We start from the raw sequence: 20,170 nt of genomic DNA, 5'->3' as shown, positions 1-20,170 counted from the left end.
ATGACCAGAACGGAAGTGAGGTTGATAGTTATGGGGAATGAGCATCATTTACAGGAAAGTGAACAACAGGACTGGAAGGAGGAAAATTCAAGCAAAAGACCCGATAAAGCTGGCATGGGCAAGTTTATCAAATTGATTGCAAGTGCACATCCGCCCAAAGCCATTCTCACCATTGCCCTGATCCTGACTCTGGTTCAGACGATGGCCGGTTTAATTGTACCGATGATGACCAAGGGACTGATCGACGGTTTGACCTTTTCTTCACTGAACCGGATGGTCATTGTTGGACTCATCGGCGCTTTTGTCCTTCAAGCTGTGGCTTCGGCGGTTTCGATTTATATGCTGAACTTTGCCGGGCACAAAATTGTCGCTAATTTGCGTAAACGTCTATGGTATAAAATTTTATCTCTTCCCATTCCGTACTTTGACCGGAATCGGTCAGGAGATACGATGAGTCGTGTCACCAATGATACGAGCTTGATTATGAACCTTATTACAGAGTATTTGGTCAATCTGGTTTCGAATGTGATTGCGATTATTGGTGGTATTGCACTGCTATTTTATCTGGATTGGGTTATGACGCTCATTATTATGGCCATTGTTCCGCTAACAGTTCTGATTTTGTTCCCGGTCGGGAGGAAAATGTATCGTATCTCTAAAAAGCAGCAGGATGAGATGGCTGATCTGACCTCAGTGCTGAGTCAGGTTATCGGCGAAATCAGGCTGGTGAAGGCCTACGGAACGGAAAGCAGAGAAGCAAAGGCCGGTGAGGACCGCATCTACCGGATGTTCCGCTTTGGTCTGCAGGAATCCCGTATTTTGGCTCTTATCGGGCCAATGTCGACCTTCCTGATGACAGCGGTGCTGGTCGTTATCTTGGGGGTAGGCGGCGTACGAGTGGCATCGGGCGTGCTGACTGCCGGGGATTTAGTAGCTTTTATTTTGCTGCTGTTTCAGGTGATTACCCCAATGGCACAATTCACGACCCTGTATTCACGTTTGCAAAAGGTAGTTGGAGCTACGGAGCGAATCCAGACGATTTTGGATCATGAAGAGGAACCACTGGAATTGAAACAGGAAGCGGCAAAGGAGAGCAGGGATATTGTGCTGCGTGATGTTGCTTTTTCCTATGTTGAAGGTGAAGAGGTTCTTCATCGTGCCAATTTGGTCATTCCGGCTAACCGTACAACAGCGTTCGTAGGTCCGAGCGGAAGCGGCAAATCCACCCTGTTTTCATTGTTGGAGCGCTTTTATGTGCCGAATAACGGAGAAATCTGTTATGGAGATGAACCGATATCATCCTATACATTATCCTCCTGGCGCTCCAAAATCGGTTATGTGTCGCAGGAAAGCTCGATGATGACCGGAACGGTCAGAGATAATATCACATATGGTTTGGGACGGGAAGCTGATTTGGAAGAGGTACGAGAGGCGGCCCGGATGGCGTATGCGGACACGTTTATAATGAATTTACCTCAAGGCTATGATACCGAGGTAGGGGAACGGGGCATGAAGCTGTCCGGCGGTCAGCGCCAACGGATTGCCATTGCGCGTGCGCTTCTTCGCAGCCCGGACATTCTCATGCTGGATGAGGCCACCTCTAGTTTGGACAGCTCATCCGAGCATGAGGTGCAGAAGGCACTGGCGAATTTGATGGAAGGACGAACGACGATTGTCATCGCCCACCGGTTGTCTACGGTCGTACACTCTGATCAAATTATCGTGCTGGACAAGGGCAGAGTGACGGGTGCAGGAACTCATGCCGAATTATTAGAGTCCCATCAGGTGTACCGCGAGCTGGCTCAAAAGCAGTTTGTAGAGATGAGAGAGAAGAGTATGGAGCATTAGTGGCCGCTTCGCGTGTGATTTGATCCTCCGATCGCTGTTGCCTCTGAATTCCTCTGATTGTAATGGGAACAAGGGTGGAATTCAGAGGCAAAGGCCCATACTTTTATGAAAGGACAGGGAAGATCAAGGGTAGAATGTTTTTCATTTTTCTAAAATCTTGAAAAAGAGGTTGTATAATGATATTTAACAAGGAATCAGGGAGCTTTTTGAAGCGGTATGACATACAGCATATAGAGCTGGCTAAAATGGTGCTAGACTAAAATATGACATTTTCGCAAGCGGCTGTATCGTGGGATAGAAAGGAATGGGGTCAAGAATGAGCAAGCCTAGAGTATTGGTCGTTGACGATGAAAACGCCATCAGGAAATTGATTAAAACGGTTCTTGAAGCCGATGGAATGGTTGTGTTTCAGGCTGAAAACGGCATGGAAGCCATGCGGATGATTAGCGAGGAGCCATTCGATCTCGTCCTCCTGGACATTATGATGGAAAATATTGATGGCTATGATGTGCTTGGTCAAACGCGTAATATGGGCATTCATACGCCAATCATTTTTCTGAGCGGGAAAAAAGAAGACACAGATCAGATCATTGGACTTGGACTTGGGGCAGATGCCTATATTACCAAGCCATTTAGTCCTCCTGTGCTTTGTGCTCTGGTAAAGAACCAGATTAAAAGATACCGCCAGCTTCAGGAATCTACACAACAAGCCTCACGAATTGCGTTGGGACCATTTCTATTCAATCATCATACCTATACGTTTCAAAAAAATAATCAGGAAATCGCATTATCATCAAAAGAATTACAACTCATGAAATTTTTTATGGAGCACCCCAATCAGGTCTTCTCGAAAGAACAGCTCTATCAAAACATATGGAAAGATACAGTTGTTGATAATAATACGATTATGGTCTATATCAGACACCTGCGGACCAAAATAGAGGAAAATCCCACGAATCCGAAATACATCAAAACTGTCTGGGGAATCGGGTATCGTTTTTCTGTTGATAGATAGATTAGTATACACGATCCAATTGCATACGTTCTCTTGAAAGCGCGCCGATGGACCCGGGGGGCTTTTTGAACATTGGGAGGTTTTCTTCCAGTACGTAAGTATCCATTTGAATTTCTTCTATGCATTTATGATGCAAGTTCCTTTTTTGTTTTCGAGTGACTAGTCAAAATACCACTTAATATAAAAGATAGCAACGAACCGGCAAAGCAAATAGCTGCAAAAATGCCCACGGCGGAAAAACCGTTAAAAGTCGCGTAAACCAGGCCTGCGATCCAAGAACCGATCGTTGTCGCAGCGTACATGATTGAATTGGCCAAGCTGGAGATCGTGCCGCGGATGGTCGGGTTTAATGAATTCAGCATTCCCAATATTAGCGGAAAAGTGATTCCCATGTTAACGAATATGAAAAAGTAAACACTTTCGAAAGCCGCAATCGATGGCAAGTGAGGCAAAACAATAAAACATGCGATAGAGACAAGAAAGCCCACAACCAGCGTATTGAAACGGTTTAACGTTTTGATCACATAGGCACCGCCGAAGCTCCCGACTATATTCCCGAGACCAAGAAAAAACATCACGTACCCCGCTTGATCAATTGAAAGATGAAAGCGATCCGTCACCCATTTTCCAATGAAAGAAAAGGCAGCAAAGAATCCGCATTGAAATAAGAAATGAGCGAGGAAAGCCTTTCTCGCCATTCGGCTATTCAATAATGGGATGTATCTGCTGAAAATCGGAGTCCTGGTTTTTTGCCCTTGATTCGGTTTCATTTCGGGCAAAGCATAGAAGATGAATACCGCTACCAATAATGCACATGCACCAATTGTAAAAAAAGGATAATACCAATGGGTTGAGGCAAGCAGACTTCCAATAGGGATGCCGAACGCTTGGGAAGCAGCCAAGCCTGCCATGACGATTCCTGATACTTTGGCGATTTTTGACGTTGGAAACAGAGCAGGGATCGAGGCCCAGACTTGAGGCGCCGTAAATGCTGCGCTGACTCCGGCTAAAAAACGGAAGAAGAACATCGACCAAAAACCTGTGGCAAAGCCGCATAACATGGTTGAAACCGAGAAGCAGACCATGCCGGAAAGCATTACTTTTTTGCGATCCCATCCATCGGAAAGCGGTCCAGCAATCAGTGCAAAAATGGCATAACCTAAAGCATAAGACCCCACCATCCAACCGGAATATTCAGTCGGGATATGAAACAAGTTCTGAAGAGTGGGGATGAGCGGAGAAATCAAAAACGTATCCGTACCGATAACAAACATGATGAGGAAGAATAAAGCAGTTAATTTGATCATTCTATTCACCCTTTGCAGTTAGTTCCATAGTTCAACAAATATTGAACTAATGAAGAAAAAAAGAATTTCTTTCTACAACGTATCCAGAAATCCGGGTAAGTAAGTTTGAAATGCCTCCAAATCGATGCTCATATACTTCGCTTGAGCTTCTTTTCGTACCTTGATCAATTTCGCCTCCTTTAAAGTACGCAAGTGATACGATGTATTCGATTTCGTAGTATCGCAAATGTGTCCTACTTCTCCACAATTCATCTCCTTCTTACTGGTGTAAAGAGCTCGTATGATGTCCAATCTTGTTTCATCAGCTAACGCCTTAAACATTTTGACTCTGAGCTCATCATTTATTTTTGTTTGAGTAGTCATAAAACTATTGTACTACGATATTGCTACAAATCAAGTCATAAAAGGGAAAATACATAACTTTGGAGGTCGGCATCACAATGCCTGACTATCTCAAATACGTTAAAAGCACTTACATTTTTCATGTGGTTCTTAAAAACATTTAAGGATTACTCAGAATACTTTAAGATCTTCTTTTTACAATTTAGTTATCCCGAATCATCTAATGAAAACGTTTTACTACAAAGTCTTGTAAACACCTGTGCTAGCGATTGGTTCGAGGATAAAACGCAGATTGATCATCTAGGAGGCGATCAAGTGGTTACTAATCATCTACAAGAAGCCGCAGAGCTTAAGCTACAGCCACGAACAGAGTCCAAATGGCAAAAGGTGTTGAATTACAAGATTGGAGGGGTCATTCCTGTAGGTCTGTACATCCCGTTTATGGCTGTTATCTACTTGCTGATGAACTCTGGAAAGCTCGAAAGTGATATGCCTGGGGCTGTATCTGTCATGGTATTGTATGGCTTTATTCTGGCGGAAATCGGAAAGCGAATTCCGATTCTAAAGGATATCGGCGGTGCTGCCATTATGGCAACGTTTGTCCCTTCTTACATGGTGTATGCTCATCTTCTCCCGCAGTCAGCAATTGATTCCGTTACTATCTTTATGGATAATACAAATTTCCTGTATGTGTACATCGCAATTGTTATCGCTGGCAGTATCCTTGGCATGAACCGGGAACTCATGATAAAAGCGGTCGTGAGATTGGCTGTCCCTTTGACGATCGGCTCCCTTCTCGGAACAGGCGTCGGTTTGCTTACAGGTGTGGCTTTGGGAATCCCTGCGTATGATACCTTGTTTTACATCCTTATCCCTATCATGGCGGGAGGCGTTGGTGAAGGGGCGATTCCACTCTCTATCGGCTACGCCCAAATTTTAGGTTCGACCCAAGGTGAACAATTTGCCATGGTTATTCCTGCGGTCATGTTGGGTAGCCTCTGTGCTATTATCCTGTCCGGCTTGATGAAAAAACTGGGGGATAGAAAACCAAAACTTACCGGCAACGGCACGCTGCTCAAAACAGGAGATAGCGATGTTTTAGGACTTGCAGAAGATAAAAACAAAAAACCGCTTGATCTTTACCAAATGGCTGCCGGAGCCATTTTAGCTATCGCATTCTTCATGGTAGGTACCTTGGCCGCTGAGCTAGTTGGTCTGCCTGGTCCGATTGTGATGCTCTTTGCGGCATTTCTGGCCAAATATTTTGGCTGGTTGCCCAAATTCCTTGAAGACGGAGCGCAACAGATGCAACGTTTCTTTGTGATCGCCGTAACGTACCCGCTCCTGCTTGCGGTAGGTGTGGCTAAAACACCATGGGAGGCACTGATTTCTGTAATTAGCCCTGCGTATTTCATCACCATTTTTGTAACTGTATTGACCGTGGTTGTGAGTGGATATTTTGCTGGTAAATGGATGAAAATGTATCCGGTTGAAGCTGCGATTATTACTTCTACCCGATGCAGCCAAGGCGGAACAGGGGATGTTGCGATTCTTTCTGCAGCCGATAGAATGGTACTCATGCCATTTGCCCAGGTATCCACACGTCTCGGTGGTGCAGCAACGGTAACACTCGCTATTTTCCTGCTGCGATATCTTACACACTAGGGCAGTGAAATCTTAAAAAAAATTAATAATTTGACAGGATACTTTAAGATCTTGTCATTACAATAAAGTTGTCTTGAGACACCATTTAGTAGACGCACGTGGATGACTGATATAATCGGAAGCAGACTAGCCCTAGCACTAGGGCTAGGGAATGATGGGCTACTAGCCGATGGAGATGGTAAAACAGGATGAGATTTCAACGAGAGATACTGTTTCATTATCGAAGCCATTTTTCATTCATCACGATGCTAGCTCTTCCGATTTCTTTTCTAGTTCTGCTGTGGATGGCCTACGGCTCGTATATGGACGGAGAGCGTACCGTAATTGAACAGCAGCAGCAGCAATTGCTAACGATTGCCAAGCTAAATAGCACGTCTATTGAATCCTTTTTCGACGAACAAATGCACACGCTGCAAATATTGGCAGGCAACCGGCAGATGGCGCTCGCCATAGCCAATAAGAATGAAGCTGTGATTGCCGAAGACCTATCTGCTTATTATACCGCCAAAAGAGATAGTATCTATCGGATTAGCCAGGTGAACCTGAAAGGGAGAGTGATACACACTTTTCCCAAGCGCAATCGTACGGATGCGATGAAAGCCTATGAATTAATCAAGGATGATATTCAAAGGGTGCTGCGAGAAAAAAAACCGTTTATCGCAAGTGCCAAGCTGGAGAAGCAAGGCCATTATATTGTGCATCTGTTTCAGCCTGTTTATCTCGATGGGAAACTTCAAGGTGCGCTGATCAGTGTGGTAAATCTGAACGCTGTGTATGAGAAGCTGTTGAAGCCGATTCGGGTGGGGACCAAGGGTTATATCCACGTCAAGGATCAGCAAGGCCACTATCTCATGCACCCGAGCGAAGAAAATATCGGGTTATCGCTATCAGCGATGAAAGCCAAACACCCGGGGCTTGATTACCGCGATCTGGAAAAACTGTTCAAAATGCAGCTCACCCAGGAACAAGGCTCAGCTTTCTACCATTCGTACTGGTGGGGCGACGAATTTTATACCAAGACGAAAAAGATTGAGGCATTTTCCCGTGTTCATCTCGGTGACTCGTTTTGGGTGGTTGCCGCCGCCATGAACTACGATGATGTGAGAGAACCGATTGCACAAAATCGAATTAAAACTATTGAGATTTTTTCAATGATCGTCCTGACGTTGGCTTGTGCCGTTTATATCATCATGAGGACGAAGAAAAATAAAGAGGCGCTGGAATACGAGACGAGGTATTTGCGGGAACTGCATAACAAAAATGAGCTGCTGAGAAAAAAGGATCTACAATTGCAGCACTCGCAGAAGCTGCAGTTGATCGGCACGCTATCAGGGGAAATTGCCCATGATTTCAATAATTTTCTAACTCCTATCAGAGGTTATGCAGAAATCATGCTTAGCAGTATAGAACCTACTGAAGAAATTTATGATTACGTCAGTGAGATTTATGATGCCTCGGAGAAAGCAAGAGTGATAATCGAGGAAATCCTGCTATTGAGTCGGCTGGAGAGTGGAAAGGTCAAGAAAAATGCTCCGGTCAAAGTTGAAGAGCAAGTCGAAGAGGCACTGGGACTCATAAAATCCTTCCTTTCGCCCAAAGTGAATGCTGTGTTCAACAAACGGGTAGATTCAGCCGTTATTTTTGCAAATAAAGTACAGATCCATCAAGTCATTATGAACCTGTGCAACAATGCCTATCAAGCAATGAAAACAACTGGTGGCGAACTAAAAATCATATTGGATTCCATTCCCTTGCAAGAGGTAAAAAAAATCCGCGAGAACGTCTTGGAAGTCAGCGATTACGTTACTTTATCTGTCTCCGATACGGGGAGAGGGATGAGTGACGACACCTTGCAGAAAATCTTTGATCCTTTTTTCACAACCAAACCGGCAGGAGAGGGTACGGGGCTTGGATTGTATATCGTCCAAAGCATTCTCGAAAAACATCAAGGATTTATTACCGTGGATTCGCAACTGGGCAAGGGGAGTACGTTTACGGTGTACCTGCCGAAAACGGCGTTTGTAGCAAAAGAGACCGAGATGAATATGAACCCTGTGTTTACTGAACAAAAGCGCATTCTTTTGGTCGATGATAAACAGCGTGTGTTGAAAGTGATGAGAAAAGGACTGGAATCGTATGGTTTCCACGTTGAGACAGAATCAGACAGTGTGGAAGCATTGCAGCGGTTTGAGAAGTCTCCCAACCATTATGATCTGGTCATTACGGATCAGACAATGCCTTATCTGACGGGTACGGAATTGGCTGAACGTATCAAGGTAATCAACCCAAGTATGAAGATCATCCTGATTACCGGTTATGTCGAGGATCATGTGGTGGCATACAAGGAGAGATTGATCATTGATGAATACATGTGTAAGCCTGCAGCAGGTTCAGATATGGCACAAATGATTTATAAGGTTCTGCAATCCTGAAGATGGAGAGTATCTCCCATCCAATTGGCAAAAGAGGTGTAGACATTGATTATTCAGCAAGTAGGTATGGCCGGTACACTGGAATCAAGCGATATCACGATTTCCATTGAGCCGAACGGGACGAAAGGTATTGAAATCGAGTTGATAAGTACCGTAGAGAACCAGTTTGGCAACCAGATTCGCAAAGTGATTTTCGAAACATTACAAGGAATGGGCATTGAACATGCATATGTCCGCGCGAATGATAAAGGCGCACTGGATTGCGCCATTAAGGCTAGAGTAATGACAGCCGTAAGCAGAGTGGTCGAGGGCGGCTGCCGGCCATGGGAGGCGGAATAGATGCAGAAACTGAGAAGGACCATGTTGTATGTTCCAGGGAATAACCCGGGGATGATCCGGGACGCCCATATTTATGGGGCAGATTCGATTATGATCGACCTGGAGGATTCCGTTTCATTATACGAAAAAGATGCGGCACGTTTGCTGGTTTACCAGGCTTTGAAAACCTTTGATTTCGGGGGAACCGAGGTGCTGGTCAGGGTAAACCCGCTCAATACGCCGTATGGCAGAGACGATTTTGAAGCGATTGTACGAGCGAAGCCAACTGCCATTCGATTGCCGAAAACGGAGACGGCTGATGACGTGATTGAGGCGGATGAATTGATTACCGAAATTGAACAAAAGATCGGCATGGAGCACGGGACAATCAAGCTTTTTGCAGCGGTTGAGAGCGGCAAGGGCGCATTGAATGCGGCGCAAATTGCGATTGCCAGCAAGCGACTTATCGGCATTGCCATTGGAGCGGAGGATTTTGTCACAGACCTGAAGACAACGCGCTCGCCAGAAGGCATTGAGCTGTTGACAGCACGAAGCCTTATATTATTTGCGGCAAGAGCTGCTGGCATTGCTGCTGTCGATACGGTCTACTCGGATGTAAATAATGAGGAGGGCTTTGCGAGCGAGGTGAAACTGATCAAACAGCTGGGCTTTGATGGCAAATCCATTATTAACCCACGTCAGATCGAGATTGTAAACCGCATCTATACACCAACAGAAGCAGAGATCAAAAAATCAAAGCGGATCATTGAGGCCAGTCTCGAAGCGGAGGCCAAAGGCTCAGGGGTAATCAGTCTCGACGGTAAAATGATTGACCGTCCGATTGTAGAACGTGCACGTAGAATACTTGACCTGGCGGAAGCGGCAAAAATAAACGTAGAGTAAGGTGGATGTTATGCTAAACGGTGCTGGGAGAGAAATTCCTCTAGTTATTGAGGGACTTGATGCGATAACTCCCTTTGATTGCAAATCGACTTACGGGCAATTTAAAAATACAGAGCGGTTAAAAGACCGCCAGCGAAATCCTGCCAAAAACAAAATCATGGATTCGGTAGAGAAAGCCATTGAAGCTACAGGCTTGCGTAATGGGATGACGATCTCGTTCCACCACCATTTCCGCAACGGGGACTTTATCTTAAATATGGTTATGGATCAAATCGCCAAAATGGGTATTCGTGATCTTGTTCTGGCAGCCAGCTCCTTGACGGATATTCATGCGCCGTTGGTAGAGCATGTACGAAACGGCGTCATTCGCAGAATCGAGACCAGTGGTCTTAGAGGCGAGCTGGCTCAGGCATATTCCTACGGATTGTTTGATATTCCGGTGACGATTAACTCTCACGGTGGTCGCGCAAGGGCGATTGCATCAGGGGAATGCCCGATTGACGTAGCCTTTTTGGGCGCCCCTTCTTGTGATGCATATGGCAATGCAAACGGAACTTCCAGCGTAAACGAAGCTCCATCGGCATGCGGCTCCCTGGGTTATGCGATGGTAGATGCACAGTATGCGCGCAATGTTGTGATGATCACGGACAATTTGGTCTTCTATCCGAACACTCCATTCGCCATTGCTGAAACGCAGGTGGATTATGTGGTCGTCGTGGATCGCATCGGTGATCAGAAAGGGATTGTCTCAGGAGCTACCCGTTATACCAAGAATCCGAAGGAACTGTTAATTGCCAAAAACGCGGCAGATGTGATTGAAGCATCCGGATATTTCGTGGATGGATTCTCATTGCAAACCGGCTCCGGTGGTGCTGCGCTTGCCACTACCCGATTTCTGCGGGAAAAAATGCTTGCCGCCAATATCAAAGCAAGCTTTGCGCTGGGGGGGATTACCCAACAAATCGTTGACCTGCATGAAGAAGGATTGATTAAAAAGCTTTTGGACGTGCAGAGCTTCGACCTGCATGCCGTAGAATCGCTGAGAAAGAACAAATTCCATCAACAAGTTAGTGCGGAATATTATGCAAGCCCTGAAAATATAGGTTGCGCTGCTCACCAACTGGATGTTGTTGTGCTAAGTGCGCTGGAGATTGATCTGAATTTTAATGTGAACGTAATTACCGGATCCGATGGGATTATCCGCGGAGCTTCCGGTGGACACTGCGACACTGCTGCAGGCGCTGCGGTATCCATCATCGTCGCCCCGCTAATTCGCGGAAGAATGCCTGCCATTCTTGATCGTGTAAATACCATTATCACGCCAGGTCATACGGTTGACGTACTGGTTACCGATCAAGGCATCGCGGTAAACCCTCTCCGCCAGGATCTCCTGGCTAGCTTCAAAGCCGCCAAGCTTCCTGTCTTTACGATCGAAGAGTTGCAAGAGAAGGCTACGCGGATTGTCGGCAAACCAGAGCCGATTCAATGGGAAGATAAAATTGTGGGTGTAATCAAATATCGTGATGGTTCCGTAATTGATGTCATTCGTCAAGTGAAACAAGGACGCTAAAATTATAAACCAAAAGGAGGAAGTATTGGGCAGCTGCTCAGTACAAACAAACTTATGAGTATAAAAGAAGCCGCCTTACAGGCACACCGCGCAAGAAACGGTAAGCTGGAGGTTACTGGGACCGTACCGGTCGTAAGTAAACAGGATTTAGCGATAGCTTATACACCTGGCGTTGCCGAGCCATGCAAGGAAATCGCCAAAGATAAGAGCAAAGCCTATGAATATACGATTAAAGGGAGCAGCGTGGCAATTCTGACGAATGGGACAGCCGTGCTGGGTCTGGGGGATATTGGCCCAGAGGCAGGGCTGCCTGTCATTGAGGGCAAGGCTTTGTTGCTCAAAGAATTTGGCGGGGTGAATGCGTTCCCTATCTGTATCGACAGCACCGATCCAGACGAGTTTGTGCGCACGGTTGAAGTGATCGCCCCGGGTTTTGGAGGCATTCATCTTGAAGACATCAAGGCGCCGGAATGCTTTTATATCGAGGACAAATTAAAAGAAAAACTGAACATTCCGGTTTATCATGATGATCAGCATGGAACGGCAGTTGCTGTGCTTGCAGGGTTATTTAATGCCTTGAAGCTTGTGGGCAAAAAAATGGAGGAGGTGCACATCCTCATCAATGGAGCAGGAGCTTCGGGTATTGCCACCGCCAAGCTATTGCTTGCTGCAGGAGTGAAGCATATGGTTCTGTGCGATATGAATGGCGCCTTGGTCGAAGGCGACACTTCTCTCAATGAACCTCAGCAGCAAATCGCCAAGCTGACGAATCGTGATAAGGAAACAGGCAGCCTTGCAGAAGTCCTAAAAGGCAAGGATATCTTTATCGGCTTATCGGTTGCAGATGTAATGACAAAAGAAATGGTGCAAGCCATGAGTACTGAAAGCATCATTTTTGCCCTTGCCAATCCGATTCCAGAAATTTTGCCGGAGGAAGCACACAAAGGCGGAGCAAGAATTGTTGCCACCGGCAGATCGGATTTTCACAACCAAATCAATAACCTGCTGGCATTCCCCGGTATTTTCAGAGGCGCGTTTGATGCCAAGGCCACAGACATCACAATGGAAATGAAATTAGCGGCAGCCCGAAGCATCGCAGCTTTGGTAACAGACGAGGAGCTTGATGATACCTATATCGTTCCAGATGCAATTGACAAAAGAGTAAGTGCAGCGGTTAGCAAAGCAGTAAAAATCGTCGCAGAACAAAGCGGTGTAGTAAGAAAATAAAGACATCGAGGAAAACGGTGATTATGATGGCTATGTGGATGGAACATTTGCGTGAAGAGATTTTAAATCCAAGCTCTAAAGACGCTCAAAGAGAGCTTCGCGATTTCCTCAAGCGCCAAGGTCTTGGAATAGACGATCAAATGGAATATACGATGGAAATTGTAGATGGCAGCGACATTGCCGCTACGGGTTCCTTTTCAGGCAGTGTACTGAAGTGCATTGCTGTAGATGATGCTTATAAAGATCAGGGGCTATCGGCACAAATCGTTAGCCATTTAGTGAGTGAGGAATACAGGCGAGGAAGGGATCACCTGTTTATTTATACCAAACCAGTAAATAAACACATTTTCAAAACTCTCGGCTTTTATCCAATCGTGGAGGAATCTGCCAAGGCTGTCTTGTTGGAAAACCGATGGGATGGTGTGCGGCAGTATCAGCAAGAACTTTTGCAGGAATCGGGCGATCTCGTACCTTCGGCTGCGATTGTCATGAACTGTAATCCATTTACACTTGGACATTTGCACTTAATCGAGCATGCAGCGGCAGCTTGGGAAAAGGTCCATCTTTTTGTAGTCTGGGAGGACCGATCCATTTTTTCATCAGATGTCAGGTACAGACTAGTGGAAGAAGGCGTAAGACACTTGGACAATGTGGTCTTGCACAAAGGCAAAGACTATATCATCTCGAGCGCAACGTTTCCTTCCTACTTTCTCAAAAATGATGAAGAGGCAGCAAGTACGTATATATCACTGGATTTAAAAATATTTAGCCAGTATATAGCTCCGTTGCTAAATATTCAAAAACGATATATCGGTGAGGAGCCAAGCTGTGTCTTGACCCGCAGGTATAACACGATCATGAAAAAATTGTTGCCTTCCGTTGGAATTGAGGTAGAGGAAATACCGCGACTGCGATGGGAAGGGGACGCAATCAGCGCCTCTGCGGTCCGCAAATATATCCATCTGGGTCAAATGGATAAAGTGAAACAGTTTGTACCGGACACGACCTATCAGTTTTTATTGTCCGTGGAAGCTGGGGAAATCATCAGGCGTATCAGTGAGATATCATAACATGTATTCGTATGAGGTTACCCTTGAGGAAATGCTACAGGCACGCGAAAACCGGGCAGGTAGACAAAAACAACTGATCGACAGGTACGCGTTACCTCTGATCAGTATGACGATCAATATCCCGGGACCACAGAAGTCCACTCCAACTAGTAAATACGTTTTTCATGAAGGTTATCGAATCTTGACGAGTCAACTGGCAGTGAACCAAATGACAGCGCTGCACAGTGAAACGTATAATCTGCCAACAGGTTCAGAAGCATATGTTGCCGTTCATGCTGACGCGCGAACATTGAAAAAGCTGGTCATTGCGATTGAAGATGGGCATCCACTGGGAAGACTGCTGGATCTGGATGTAATTGGACCCAATGGAAGGGCAATCTCCAGAGATGAACTGGGCTTGGACAAGCGAAAATGTCTCATGTGCGAGCAGGCTGCGCATGCATGTGGACGGAGTAGAGCGCATGCACTTCCCGAATTGCTGGGAGCTATCGAAGCACTAGTGGACAGTTATACGCAAAACCACATCAAGTAGTCAAACGAGCATGATCGTTCATCATCAATTAAAAAATCCAGAGAAAAAGGTTGTTAGTATGTATGATTGCAACTAGCCTATTAAGTAAAAGCCTTGGTCAACAGGCTGTTCTTGCGCTGCTAACAGAGGTTTCCGCCAGCCCCAAGCCGGGACTGGTAGACCGGTTTAATCGTGGCGCTCACAGGGATATGGACTTCTTTACGTTTATGTCTAGTGCGGCTGCACTTTCCGGCTATTTTGAAAAATGTGCAAAAGCGGGAGGTTCCTTTCATGGAGTGGATCTCCGTGTACTATTTGCGAATCTGCGACCCTTGGGACAGGAAGCCGAACAGGCTATGTTCGCCGCAACAGGCGGTGTGAACACACATAAAGGTCTTATTTTTTCACTAGGAATTATGTGTGCCGCCGCCGCGTATTGTTGTACAGCACAAGCAACTCCTAGCAGGCTGGATGAACAAGTCATTGGTGAGACCATTGCTCAGATGACCAAAGGTTTATGTGCGAGTGAGCTTGCATCCCTGAAAAAATCAACAGGCTTAACGGTCGGCGAACGATTGTATAAAGAGTGGGGCATGACGGGCATACGTGGCGAGGTGGAAGCAGGTTTTCCCACCGTGCGAGCGTATGCTCTGCCCGTCTATCGTGAGTTGAAGTCATCGCAACGATATCATGTGAATGATATCTGTGTTCAAACCCTGTTACAACTGATGTCTGTCAACGAAGATACGAATGTCGTTGGCAGACACGATCGGGAGATGCTAACCTATGTCCAGCAATATGCCAAACAGGCGCTAGAGGCAGGTGGTATCTTGTCAGATAGAGGTGTCGCCATGATTCATCAGATGAACGATGACTTTGTGCAAAGAAATGTTAGTCCTGGCGGCTCCGCTGATTTATTGGCAGTGACAATCATGTTGGAATATTTATGTCTGGCGCCACCTGCAATATAACGGTAATGTGGTTCATCCCTGGCCTAATTAAACGAAAAGGGCTGCCCCGAAGTGATATGTTCCCCTTACGACAGACAGGTTAATTCGTAAAACCTGCTGCTGTAAGGTTTTTTTTATGTCAAGGCAACCACATCGTTCACTTGAAAAGTATGTAAACTTCGCTGAACCGGAGAGAGGGAAATTTGGGTTTTTTCATATGTGAAAACAGGCGCATTTAAGAAAATAGGGTTGGATTTTTATGGATATATATGTTATGATTATTTTTCTTTTTTGTGTCGAAGCAAGTGAAGAGATGCAGAAATCGAGACTTGATACTCTTAGGAGGTAACTGAAATGAAAAATGAGTTTCAAAGTGCCTATCAAGAAGAACAGCACAAGCTGTCGCTTGCTATGGAGGAAATTGATCGAAGATTAGAACGGCTTCGCAATACGCCGGTATACACCGGGCATGATTTTACCGAGCAGGTGCTGGAATCCGCACGTGAGGAAAAACGTCAGGCATTGGCCAAAAGCGCACAGGAGCCATATTTTGGCCGCATGGATTTTGACGAGCGTGGAAGAGGGCAGCGCAAACAGCTGTATATCGGTAAAGTCGGCGTAGAGCGGGAAGAAACGTCGGCGTATCCGCTTGTGATTGATTGGCGTGCACCGATTGCCAGCTTGTTTTATTCGTTTACAGGTGGAGAAGAAACCGCTTCGTACGAGGCTCCCGAGGGAACGATTGAGGGTCTGGTATATCTGAAGCGCAACGTGGTCATCCGTAAAAGAATGCTGGAACGGGTCGCCGATACGTACAATCGTGAGAGCGACGAGCCTGCTGTCTCCGATGAATTTCTCGTGTATCGTTTGGGAGAGAACAAGGATAATCGTCTGCGGGATATCGTATCTACCATTCAGGCCGAGCAGGATCAGATCATCCGAGCGGCTAAAAATACAGCCCTCGTTATTCAAGGGGTGGCTGGAAGTGGCAAGACGACGGTAGCGCTGCATCGTCTCGCATTTTTGCTTTATCAGTATAAGGATCAAGTGTCGGCGGACAAGATGGTCATTTTTGCACCAAACCATATGTTTCTCGATTATATTTCAGATGTGCTTCCAGAGCTGGGGGTCGGAAATATTCAGCAAAGCACATTTGCAGACTGGGCACTCCAGTTGCTGGGGCTCGATCTGCCTCTGGCAGACCCTGCCGAAACCTTATCCTATTGGTTTGAGGGCGACCACCTGAGAACGGAATCTATGGATGAGGCGCCGGGACGATTCAAGGGTTCGATTCACTTTATGAAGCTGCTTCAAACTTTTGTGGAACGGCTGGAGCCCATATCGGTGCCGGACGGCGATTTTTCTCCATGGGACGGGGCGGTGCTGCCGCGAACTGAGATTATGAATTGGTTCAATGAGGAATACAAGCCATACCCGCTCGCGAAGCGGAAGGAGCGTGTGCTTGCAAGAGTCCATCGCTGGATTGAAATGGAGCTGAAAAAGTCGCCTTCGGCGGCTGCGCTCAAGGAACGCAAGAAAAAAGCAGGGACCCGTGAAAAGGCATATGCTAAAAAATGGCCTCAATACGACGCACTCACGCTTTACAAGCAGCTTTTTCAGACAAGCAAAGGATTGCCTGCAGAGACAGCCGCGGAAATGAAGGCTTCTTTGCCGGCAGCGATTTTCAAGACCACACAGTCGGACCTTCGAAAACAGGTGATCCGCGAAGAGGATTTGACTGCTTTGGTCTATCTTCATGTATTGATTCATGAGGTAGAAGCGTCGCAACGTTTTGACCATGTGGTGATTGATGAAGCGCAGGATTTTTCACCTTTTCATATCGCATTGCTGGATTTGTTCGTAAAAGGGCATTCGTTCACGATTTTGGGCGATTTGTCGCAGGGGATTCATGAATACCGCGGCGTACATGCATGGGAGGAAATGAGCTCTCTTTTTGCACCGGAACATACGGCTTATTTTGCACTTACCCGAAGTTATAGATCAACCTTGGAAATTATAGAATTTGCAAATACGATTTTGGAGCAGGGGGTTCGCGGCGACATCACAGCAGTTCCGGTATTTCGCAGCGGCGATCCGGTGCGTACCGTGCCTTATGACACAGCGGGGCGTGAACAGCATTTGCTTACTGCTCTCAGAGAGCTTTCTGCCAAGAACTATCGGACTGTGTCTGTACTGACACGTACCTTGAAAGAAGCTGTGAAATTACATGAAGTTTTCATAAGCGCAGGGCTGGATGTCCATTTGATTGATGGCGGCAAAAAGCAATATGAAGGCGGCTTGTCCGTTCTGCCTGTGTATCTCTCCAAAGGGCTGGAGTTCGACGCAGTCGTTGTAGCGGACGCCGACCATAAGCATTATGGGGAACTGGCATGGGATGCCAAGCTGTTGTATGTGGGATGTACCCGTGCGCTCCATGAGCTGTGGCTCATGTATGCCGATGAGCTTCCAAGTTATGTGCGGAGGCAGCCGGAGTAAGAGGGACACGCTGTAAAAAATCAGTTGTGCTATAACATAAGATTTCGGTTCACCATTGTGGTGGATACTATGGAAAGTATGCTAGTCTGAGAACAGCCGCGGAATTCATTTTGTCCAGGGCTGTTCTTTCTTGTTATGTGGGGAGACTTGTAGAAGTGGAGCTTGTACCATGACCATGCAATCTGCAACTTGTTTGCGGGTATGGTAGAATAAGAGGCGGTTCATAGCGTTTCAATTCAATTGATGATGTGAATTTTCAGTTTTTTTAACTGTGTGGTCGAATATGATCAACAATGCTTTCCAAGCGGTATTCGTCCATATAACCATAAGGAAGTGAATAAAATGGACTTGTTTTCATATTCTCAGGAGTCGACGCCAAGCAACCGTTTGCTTGCGGATCGCCTGCGTCCTACCTCGCTGGATGAATATATTGGACAGGAGCACGTCATCGGTCCGGGCAAGCTGCTGCGCAGAGCTATAGAGGCGGATCAGGTTTCTTCTATTCTGCTGTATGGACCGCCGGGGTGCGGCAAAACAACGCTGGCACATATCATCTCACAGCATACACAAGGTGATTTCGTCCGCCTGAATGCGGTAGATGCATCTGTGAAGGACGTAAGAGAAGTCATTGACCGTGCACAAATGAATAAATCCATGTACGGCAAAAAAACGATTTTGTTTCTCGACGAGGTACATCGCTTCAACAGCTCACGTCAGGATGCACTGCTGCCTGCGGTGGAAAAGGGAACGATCGTGTTCATCGGCGCCACGACCGAAAATCCCTTTCACTACGTGAACGGCGCCTTGATGAGCCGTTCTACGTTGTTTCAGCTTGAAGCGCTGACGCAGGAGCATTCGCTGGCTGCAATGCGCCGCGCCTTGGGCGATGCGGACAAGGGGCTTGGCTATATGCGGCTTCAGGTGGACGAAGCTGCGCTGGATCACATCGCGTCCATGGCCAACGGCGATATCCGCCGTGCCTTGAACGCGCTGGAGCTGGCGGCGCTCACGACACCTCCGCTGGCAGACGGCACGGTTCACGTGACGCTGGAAGTCGCGGAGGAATCCATCCGCCGCCCGACTGTCAAGGCAGACGAGTCCACGCAGTATGACGTGCTGTCTGCCTTTCACAAAAGCATTCGCGGCTCCAGCGACGCGGCGTTGTTCTGGTTCCTGTACGCCGTGGAGAAGCTTGGCATGGACCCGATGACCTTTATTCGCCGCCTCATTGCGGCGAGCAGCGAGGATATTGGCCTGGCGAATCCGCAGGCGATGGTACAGGCGGTAAGCGCGCTTGAAGCCTATCGCAATAACGGCTGGCCCGAAGCCAGGCTGAACATTGCCCAAGCCATTTTGTTCGCTGTGGAAAGTCCGAAATCGAATGCTGTATACACGGCCATTTCACGGGCTATGTCGGCGATGGACGATATCAAATCGGCCGAGGTGCCGCTGCATTTGCGCGATGCACATTACAAAGGCTCGGAAAAGCTCGGACATGTTGGGTATCAATACCCGCACAATTATCCGAACCATTATGTGAAACAGCAATATTTGCCTGATTCGATAGCAGACCAGATCTTTTACCAGGCTACTGAGCAGGGGAACGAGTCAAAAATCAAACAAAACCAGCGGTGGCGTGAAGCACAGTCATAGGATGCATGCTGTAGACAGACGTGCGGCGTATATGGATTGGATATGATGACACCGTGATTCTGCATGAGTGAAAAAGGGGATAAAAAAATGAAAGACATGCTATTCGTTGCGGCAGGCGGAGCGCTCGGGACCTCTGCCCGCTACGGCGCGCAATCACTGCTGCCTGCGGCCGGGGCGGATTTTCCACTTGGCGTGATGCTGATCAATTGGGTCGGCTGCCTGTTCTTGGGCTGGTTCTTTACGGTTACCTTGCGGTCCTGGCGGATCAGGCCCCGCCTGCGACTGGCCATCGGGACGGGCTTTACAGGTGGCTTCACTACGTTTTCCACCTTTGCAGTCGATGCTGTACGCCTCACCGTTCATGATCGTATGCTGACGGCTGTGTTGTACCTGCTGTTTAGCGTAGGCGGCGGTCTGTTTTTGACGTGGGCAGGTATCCGTCTAGGTACAAAGATGACGCAGGCTACGCCCAAAGAGGAACGATTATGATCTGGTGGGCAGCGGCAGGCGGGGTTGCAGGTACACTGGCAAGATATGGGCTTGGCCTGTGGGCCGGCAAGAGGTTGGGCACCGCATTTCCGTGGGGCACGTGGATCATTAACGTGAGTGGTTCATTACTGCTGGGCTGGCTGTATGGCGAATTTACACAGCACCATTTGTCACCTGCACTCTGGATGCTGCTAGGAACAGGCTTTTGCGGCGGCTACACGACCTTTTCAACATTCGGCTATGAATCGCTTCAATTGATGGAGCGTGGAGAATACCGGCGCATGGCTGCGTATGTATTCGCTTCTTTGGTAATAGGAGTTGCTGCCGCGGCTATCGGATATAGACTCAGTTAATATACTTATAATTCCCCGCAT

The 20,170-nt window shown here is 47.1% G+C and carries 17 protein-coding genes; 15 read left to right on the top strand and 2 right to left on the bottom strand.

The features are described 5' to 3' along the window. The first annotated feature begins 30 nt into the window (after positions 1 to 30). Both JO375_RS05075 and JO375_RS05070 read left to right on the top strand, forming a co-directional pair. Complete coding sequence (locus tag JO375_RS05075) at positions 31 to 1,848, top strand: ABC transporter ATP-binding protein (protein ID WP_377530116.1); 1,818 nt, start codon at positions 31 to 33, stop codon at positions 1,846 to 1,848. A gap of 334 nt (positions 1,849 to 2,182) precedes the next feature. Next, on the top strand, positions 2,183 to 2,863 hold the full coding sequence (locus tag JO375_RS05070; RefSeq protein WP_229523431.1) for a response regulator transcription factor: 681 nt from the start codon (positions 2,183 to 2,185) through the stop codon (positions 2,861 to 2,863). A gap of 125 nt (positions 2,864 to 2,988) precedes the next feature. On the opposite strand, the gene JO375_RS05065 is transcribed toward JO375_RS05070, so the two are convergent. Both JO375_RS05065 and JO375_RS05060 read right to left on the bottom strand, forming a co-directional pair. Next, positions 2,989 to 4,170, bottom strand: coding sequence for an MFS transporter (locus JO375_RS05065; RefSeq protein ID WP_229523430.1), 1,182 nt, complete (start codon positions 4,168 to 4,170; stop codon positions 2,989 to 2,991). Between the two features lie 72 nt (positions 4,171 to 4,242). Beyond that, entirely contained in the window at positions 4,243 to 4,491 is a 249-nt protein-coding gene (locus tag JO375_RS05060; RefSeq protein WP_377570278.1) for an ArsR/SmtB family transcription factor, read from the bottom strand. Between the two features lie 162 nt (positions 4,492 to 4,653). On the opposite strand from JO375_RS05060, the gene JO375_RS05055 reads away from it, so the two are divergent. The 13 genes from JO375_RS05055 (at position 4,654) to crcB (JO375_RS04995) (ending at position 20,149) form a co-directional block, all read left to right on the top strand. Then, entirely contained in the window at positions 4,654 to 6,177 is a 1,524-nt protein-coding gene (locus JO375_RS05055; protein WP_229523428.1) for a 2-hydroxycarboxylate transporter family protein, read from the top strand. A 188-nt stretch (positions 6,178 to 6,365) separates the two neighbouring features. Next, positions 6,366 to 8,609, top strand: coding sequence for an ATP-binding protein (locus tag JO375_RS05050; protein WP_229523427.1), 2,244 nt, complete (start codon positions 6,366 to 6,368; stop codon positions 8,607 to 8,609). A 45-nt stretch (positions 8,610 to 8,654) separates the two neighbouring features. Then, entirely contained in the window at positions 8,655 to 8,948 is a 294-nt protein-coding gene (citD, locus tag JO375_RS05045) for a citrate lyase acyl carrier protein (protein WP_229523426.1), read from the top strand. Beyond that, positions 8,949 to 9,830: a citrate (pro-3S)-lyase subunit beta gene (gene citE, locus JO375_RS05040; protein WP_229523425.1), complete on the top strand. Its 882-nt coding sequence runs from the start codon at positions 8,949 to 8,951 to the stop codon at positions 9,828 to 9,830. Positions 9,831 to 9,840: 10 nt separating this feature from the next. Continuing rightward, positions 9,841 to 11,400: a citrate lyase subunit alpha gene (gene citF, locus JO375_RS05035; RefSeq protein ID WP_229523424.1), complete on the top strand. Its 1,560-nt coding sequence runs from the start codon at positions 9,841 to 9,843 to the stop codon at positions 11,398 to 11,400. A gap of 54 nt (positions 11,401 to 11,454) precedes the next feature. Continuing rightward, positions 11,455 to 12,627, top strand: a complete 1,173-nt coding sequence (locus tag JO375_RS05030) for an NAD(P)-dependent malic enzyme (RefSeq protein WP_229523423.1) — start codon at positions 11,455 to 11,457, stop codon at positions 12,625 to 12,627. Positions 12,628 to 12,650: 23 nt separating this feature from the next. Continuing rightward, complete coding sequence (gene citC, locus JO375_RS05025; protein WP_229523422.1) at positions 12,651 to 13,697, top strand: [citrate (pro-3S)-lyase] ligase; 1,047 nt, start codon at positions 12,651 to 12,653, stop codon at positions 13,695 to 13,697. Between the two features lies 1 nt (position 13,698). Next, positions 13,699 to 14,229 carry a citrate lyase holo-[acyl-carrier protein] synthase gene (gene citX / locus JO375_RS05020; RefSeq protein ID WP_229523421.1) on the top strand — a complete coding sequence of 177 codons (531 nt, stop codon included), beginning with the start codon at positions 13,699 to 13,701 and terminating at the stop codon, positions 14,227 to 14,229. A 62-nt stretch (positions 14,230 to 14,291) separates the two neighbouring features. Then, complete coding sequence (citG, locus tag JO375_RS05015; RefSeq protein ID WP_229523420.1) at positions 14,292 to 15,179, top strand: triphosphoribosyl-dephospho-CoA synthase CitG; 888 nt, start codon at positions 14,292 to 14,294, stop codon at positions 15,177 to 15,179. A gap of 333 nt (positions 15,180 to 15,512) precedes the next feature. Next, complete coding sequence (locus JO375_RS05010; RefSeq protein ID WP_229523419.1) at positions 15,513 to 17,654, top strand: HelD family protein; 2,142 nt, start codon at positions 15,513 to 15,515, stop codon at positions 17,652 to 17,654. A gap of 342 nt (positions 17,655 to 17,996) precedes the next feature. Beyond that, a complete protein-coding gene (locus JO375_RS05005) occupies positions 17,997 to 19,307 on the top strand; it encodes a replication-associated recombination protein A (protein WP_229523418.1) in 1,311 nt (436 codons plus the stop codon). Between the two features lie 87 nt (positions 19,308 to 19,394). Continuing rightward, complete coding sequence (gene crcB / locus JO375_RS05000; protein WP_229523417.1) at positions 19,395 to 19,796, top strand: fluoride efflux transporter CrcB; 402 nt, start codon at positions 19,395 to 19,397, stop codon at positions 19,794 to 19,796. Beyond that, a complete protein-coding gene (gene crcB, locus JO375_RS04995; protein WP_229523416.1) occupies positions 19,793 to 20,149 on the top strand; it encodes a fluoride efflux transporter CrcB in 357 nt (118 codons plus the stop codon). Before crcB (JO375_RS05000) ends, crcB (JO375_RS04995) begins: the two co-directional genes overlap by 4 nt. Positions 20,150 to 20,170: the final 21 nt, after the last annotated feature.

It is taken from the genome of Paenibacillus farraposensis (assembly GCF_020736845.1).
Classification (GTDB): Bacteria; Bacillota; Bacilli; order Paenibacillales; family Paenibacillaceae; genus Paenibacillus; species Paenibacillus farraposensis.
This window is presented reverse-complemented; position numbering and strand designations above follow the sequence as displayed.

Excerpts from the sequence above, each read along its gene's own strand:
- JO375_RS05075 (WP_377530116.1), top strand. The coding sequence starts at position 31 with ATGGGGAATGAGCATCATTTACAGGAAAGTGAACAACAGGACTGGAAG.
- JO375_RS05010 (WP_229523419.1), top strand. The coding sequence starts at position 15,513 with ATGAAAAATGAGTTTCAAAGTGCCTATCAAGAAGAACAGCACAAGCTG.
- JO375_RS05060 (WP_377570278.1), bottom strand. The coding sequence starts at position 4,491 with ATGTTTAAGGCGTTAGCTGATGAAACAAGATTGGACATCATACGAGCT.
- citC (WP_229523422.1), top strand. The coding sequence starts at position 12,651 with ATGATGGCTATGTGGATGGAACATTTGCGTGAAGAGATTTTAAATCCA.
- JO375_RS05005 (WP_229523418.1), top strand. The coding sequence starts at position 17,997 with ATGGACTTGTTTTCATATTCTCAGGAGTCGACGCCAAGCAACCGTTTG.
- citF (WP_229523424.1), top strand. The coding sequence starts at position 9,841 with ATGCTAAACGGTGCTGGGAGAGAAATTCCTCTAGTTATTGAGGGACTT.
- crcB (WP_229523417.1), top strand. The coding sequence starts at position 19,395 with ATGAAAGACATGCTATTCGTTGCGGCAGGCGGAGCGCTCGGGACCTCT.
- JO375_RS05030 (WP_229523423.1), top strand. The coding sequence starts at position 11,455 with ATGAGTATAAAAGAAGCCGCCTTACAGGCACACCGCGCAAGAAACGGT.
- citX (WP_229523421.1), top strand. The coding sequence starts at position 13,699 with ATGTATTCGTATGAGGTTACCCTTGAGGAAATGCTACAGGCACGCGAA.
- crcB (WP_229523416.1), top strand. The coding sequence starts at position 19,793 with ATGATCTGGTGGGCAGCGGCAGGCGGGGTTGCAGGTACACTGGCAAGA.
- JO375_RS05050 (WP_229523427.1), top strand. The coding sequence starts at position 6,366 with ATGAGATTTCAACGAGAGATACTGTTTCATTATCGAAGCCATTTTTCA.
- citG (WP_229523420.1), top strand. The coding sequence starts at position 14,292 with ATGATTGCAACTAGCCTATTAAGTAAAAGCCTTGGTCAACAGGCTGTT.
- citE (WP_229523425.1), top strand. The coding sequence starts at position 8,949 with ATGCAGAAACTGAGAAGGACCATGTTGTATGTTCCAGGGAATAACCCG.
- JO375_RS05055 (WP_229523428.1), top strand. The coding sequence starts at position 4,654 with ATGTGGTTCTTAAAAACATTTAAGGATTACTCAGAATACTTTAAGATC.
- JO375_RS05065 (WP_229523430.1), bottom strand. The coding sequence starts at position 4,170 with ATGATCAAATTAACTGCTTTATTCTTCCTCATCATGTTTGTTATCGGT.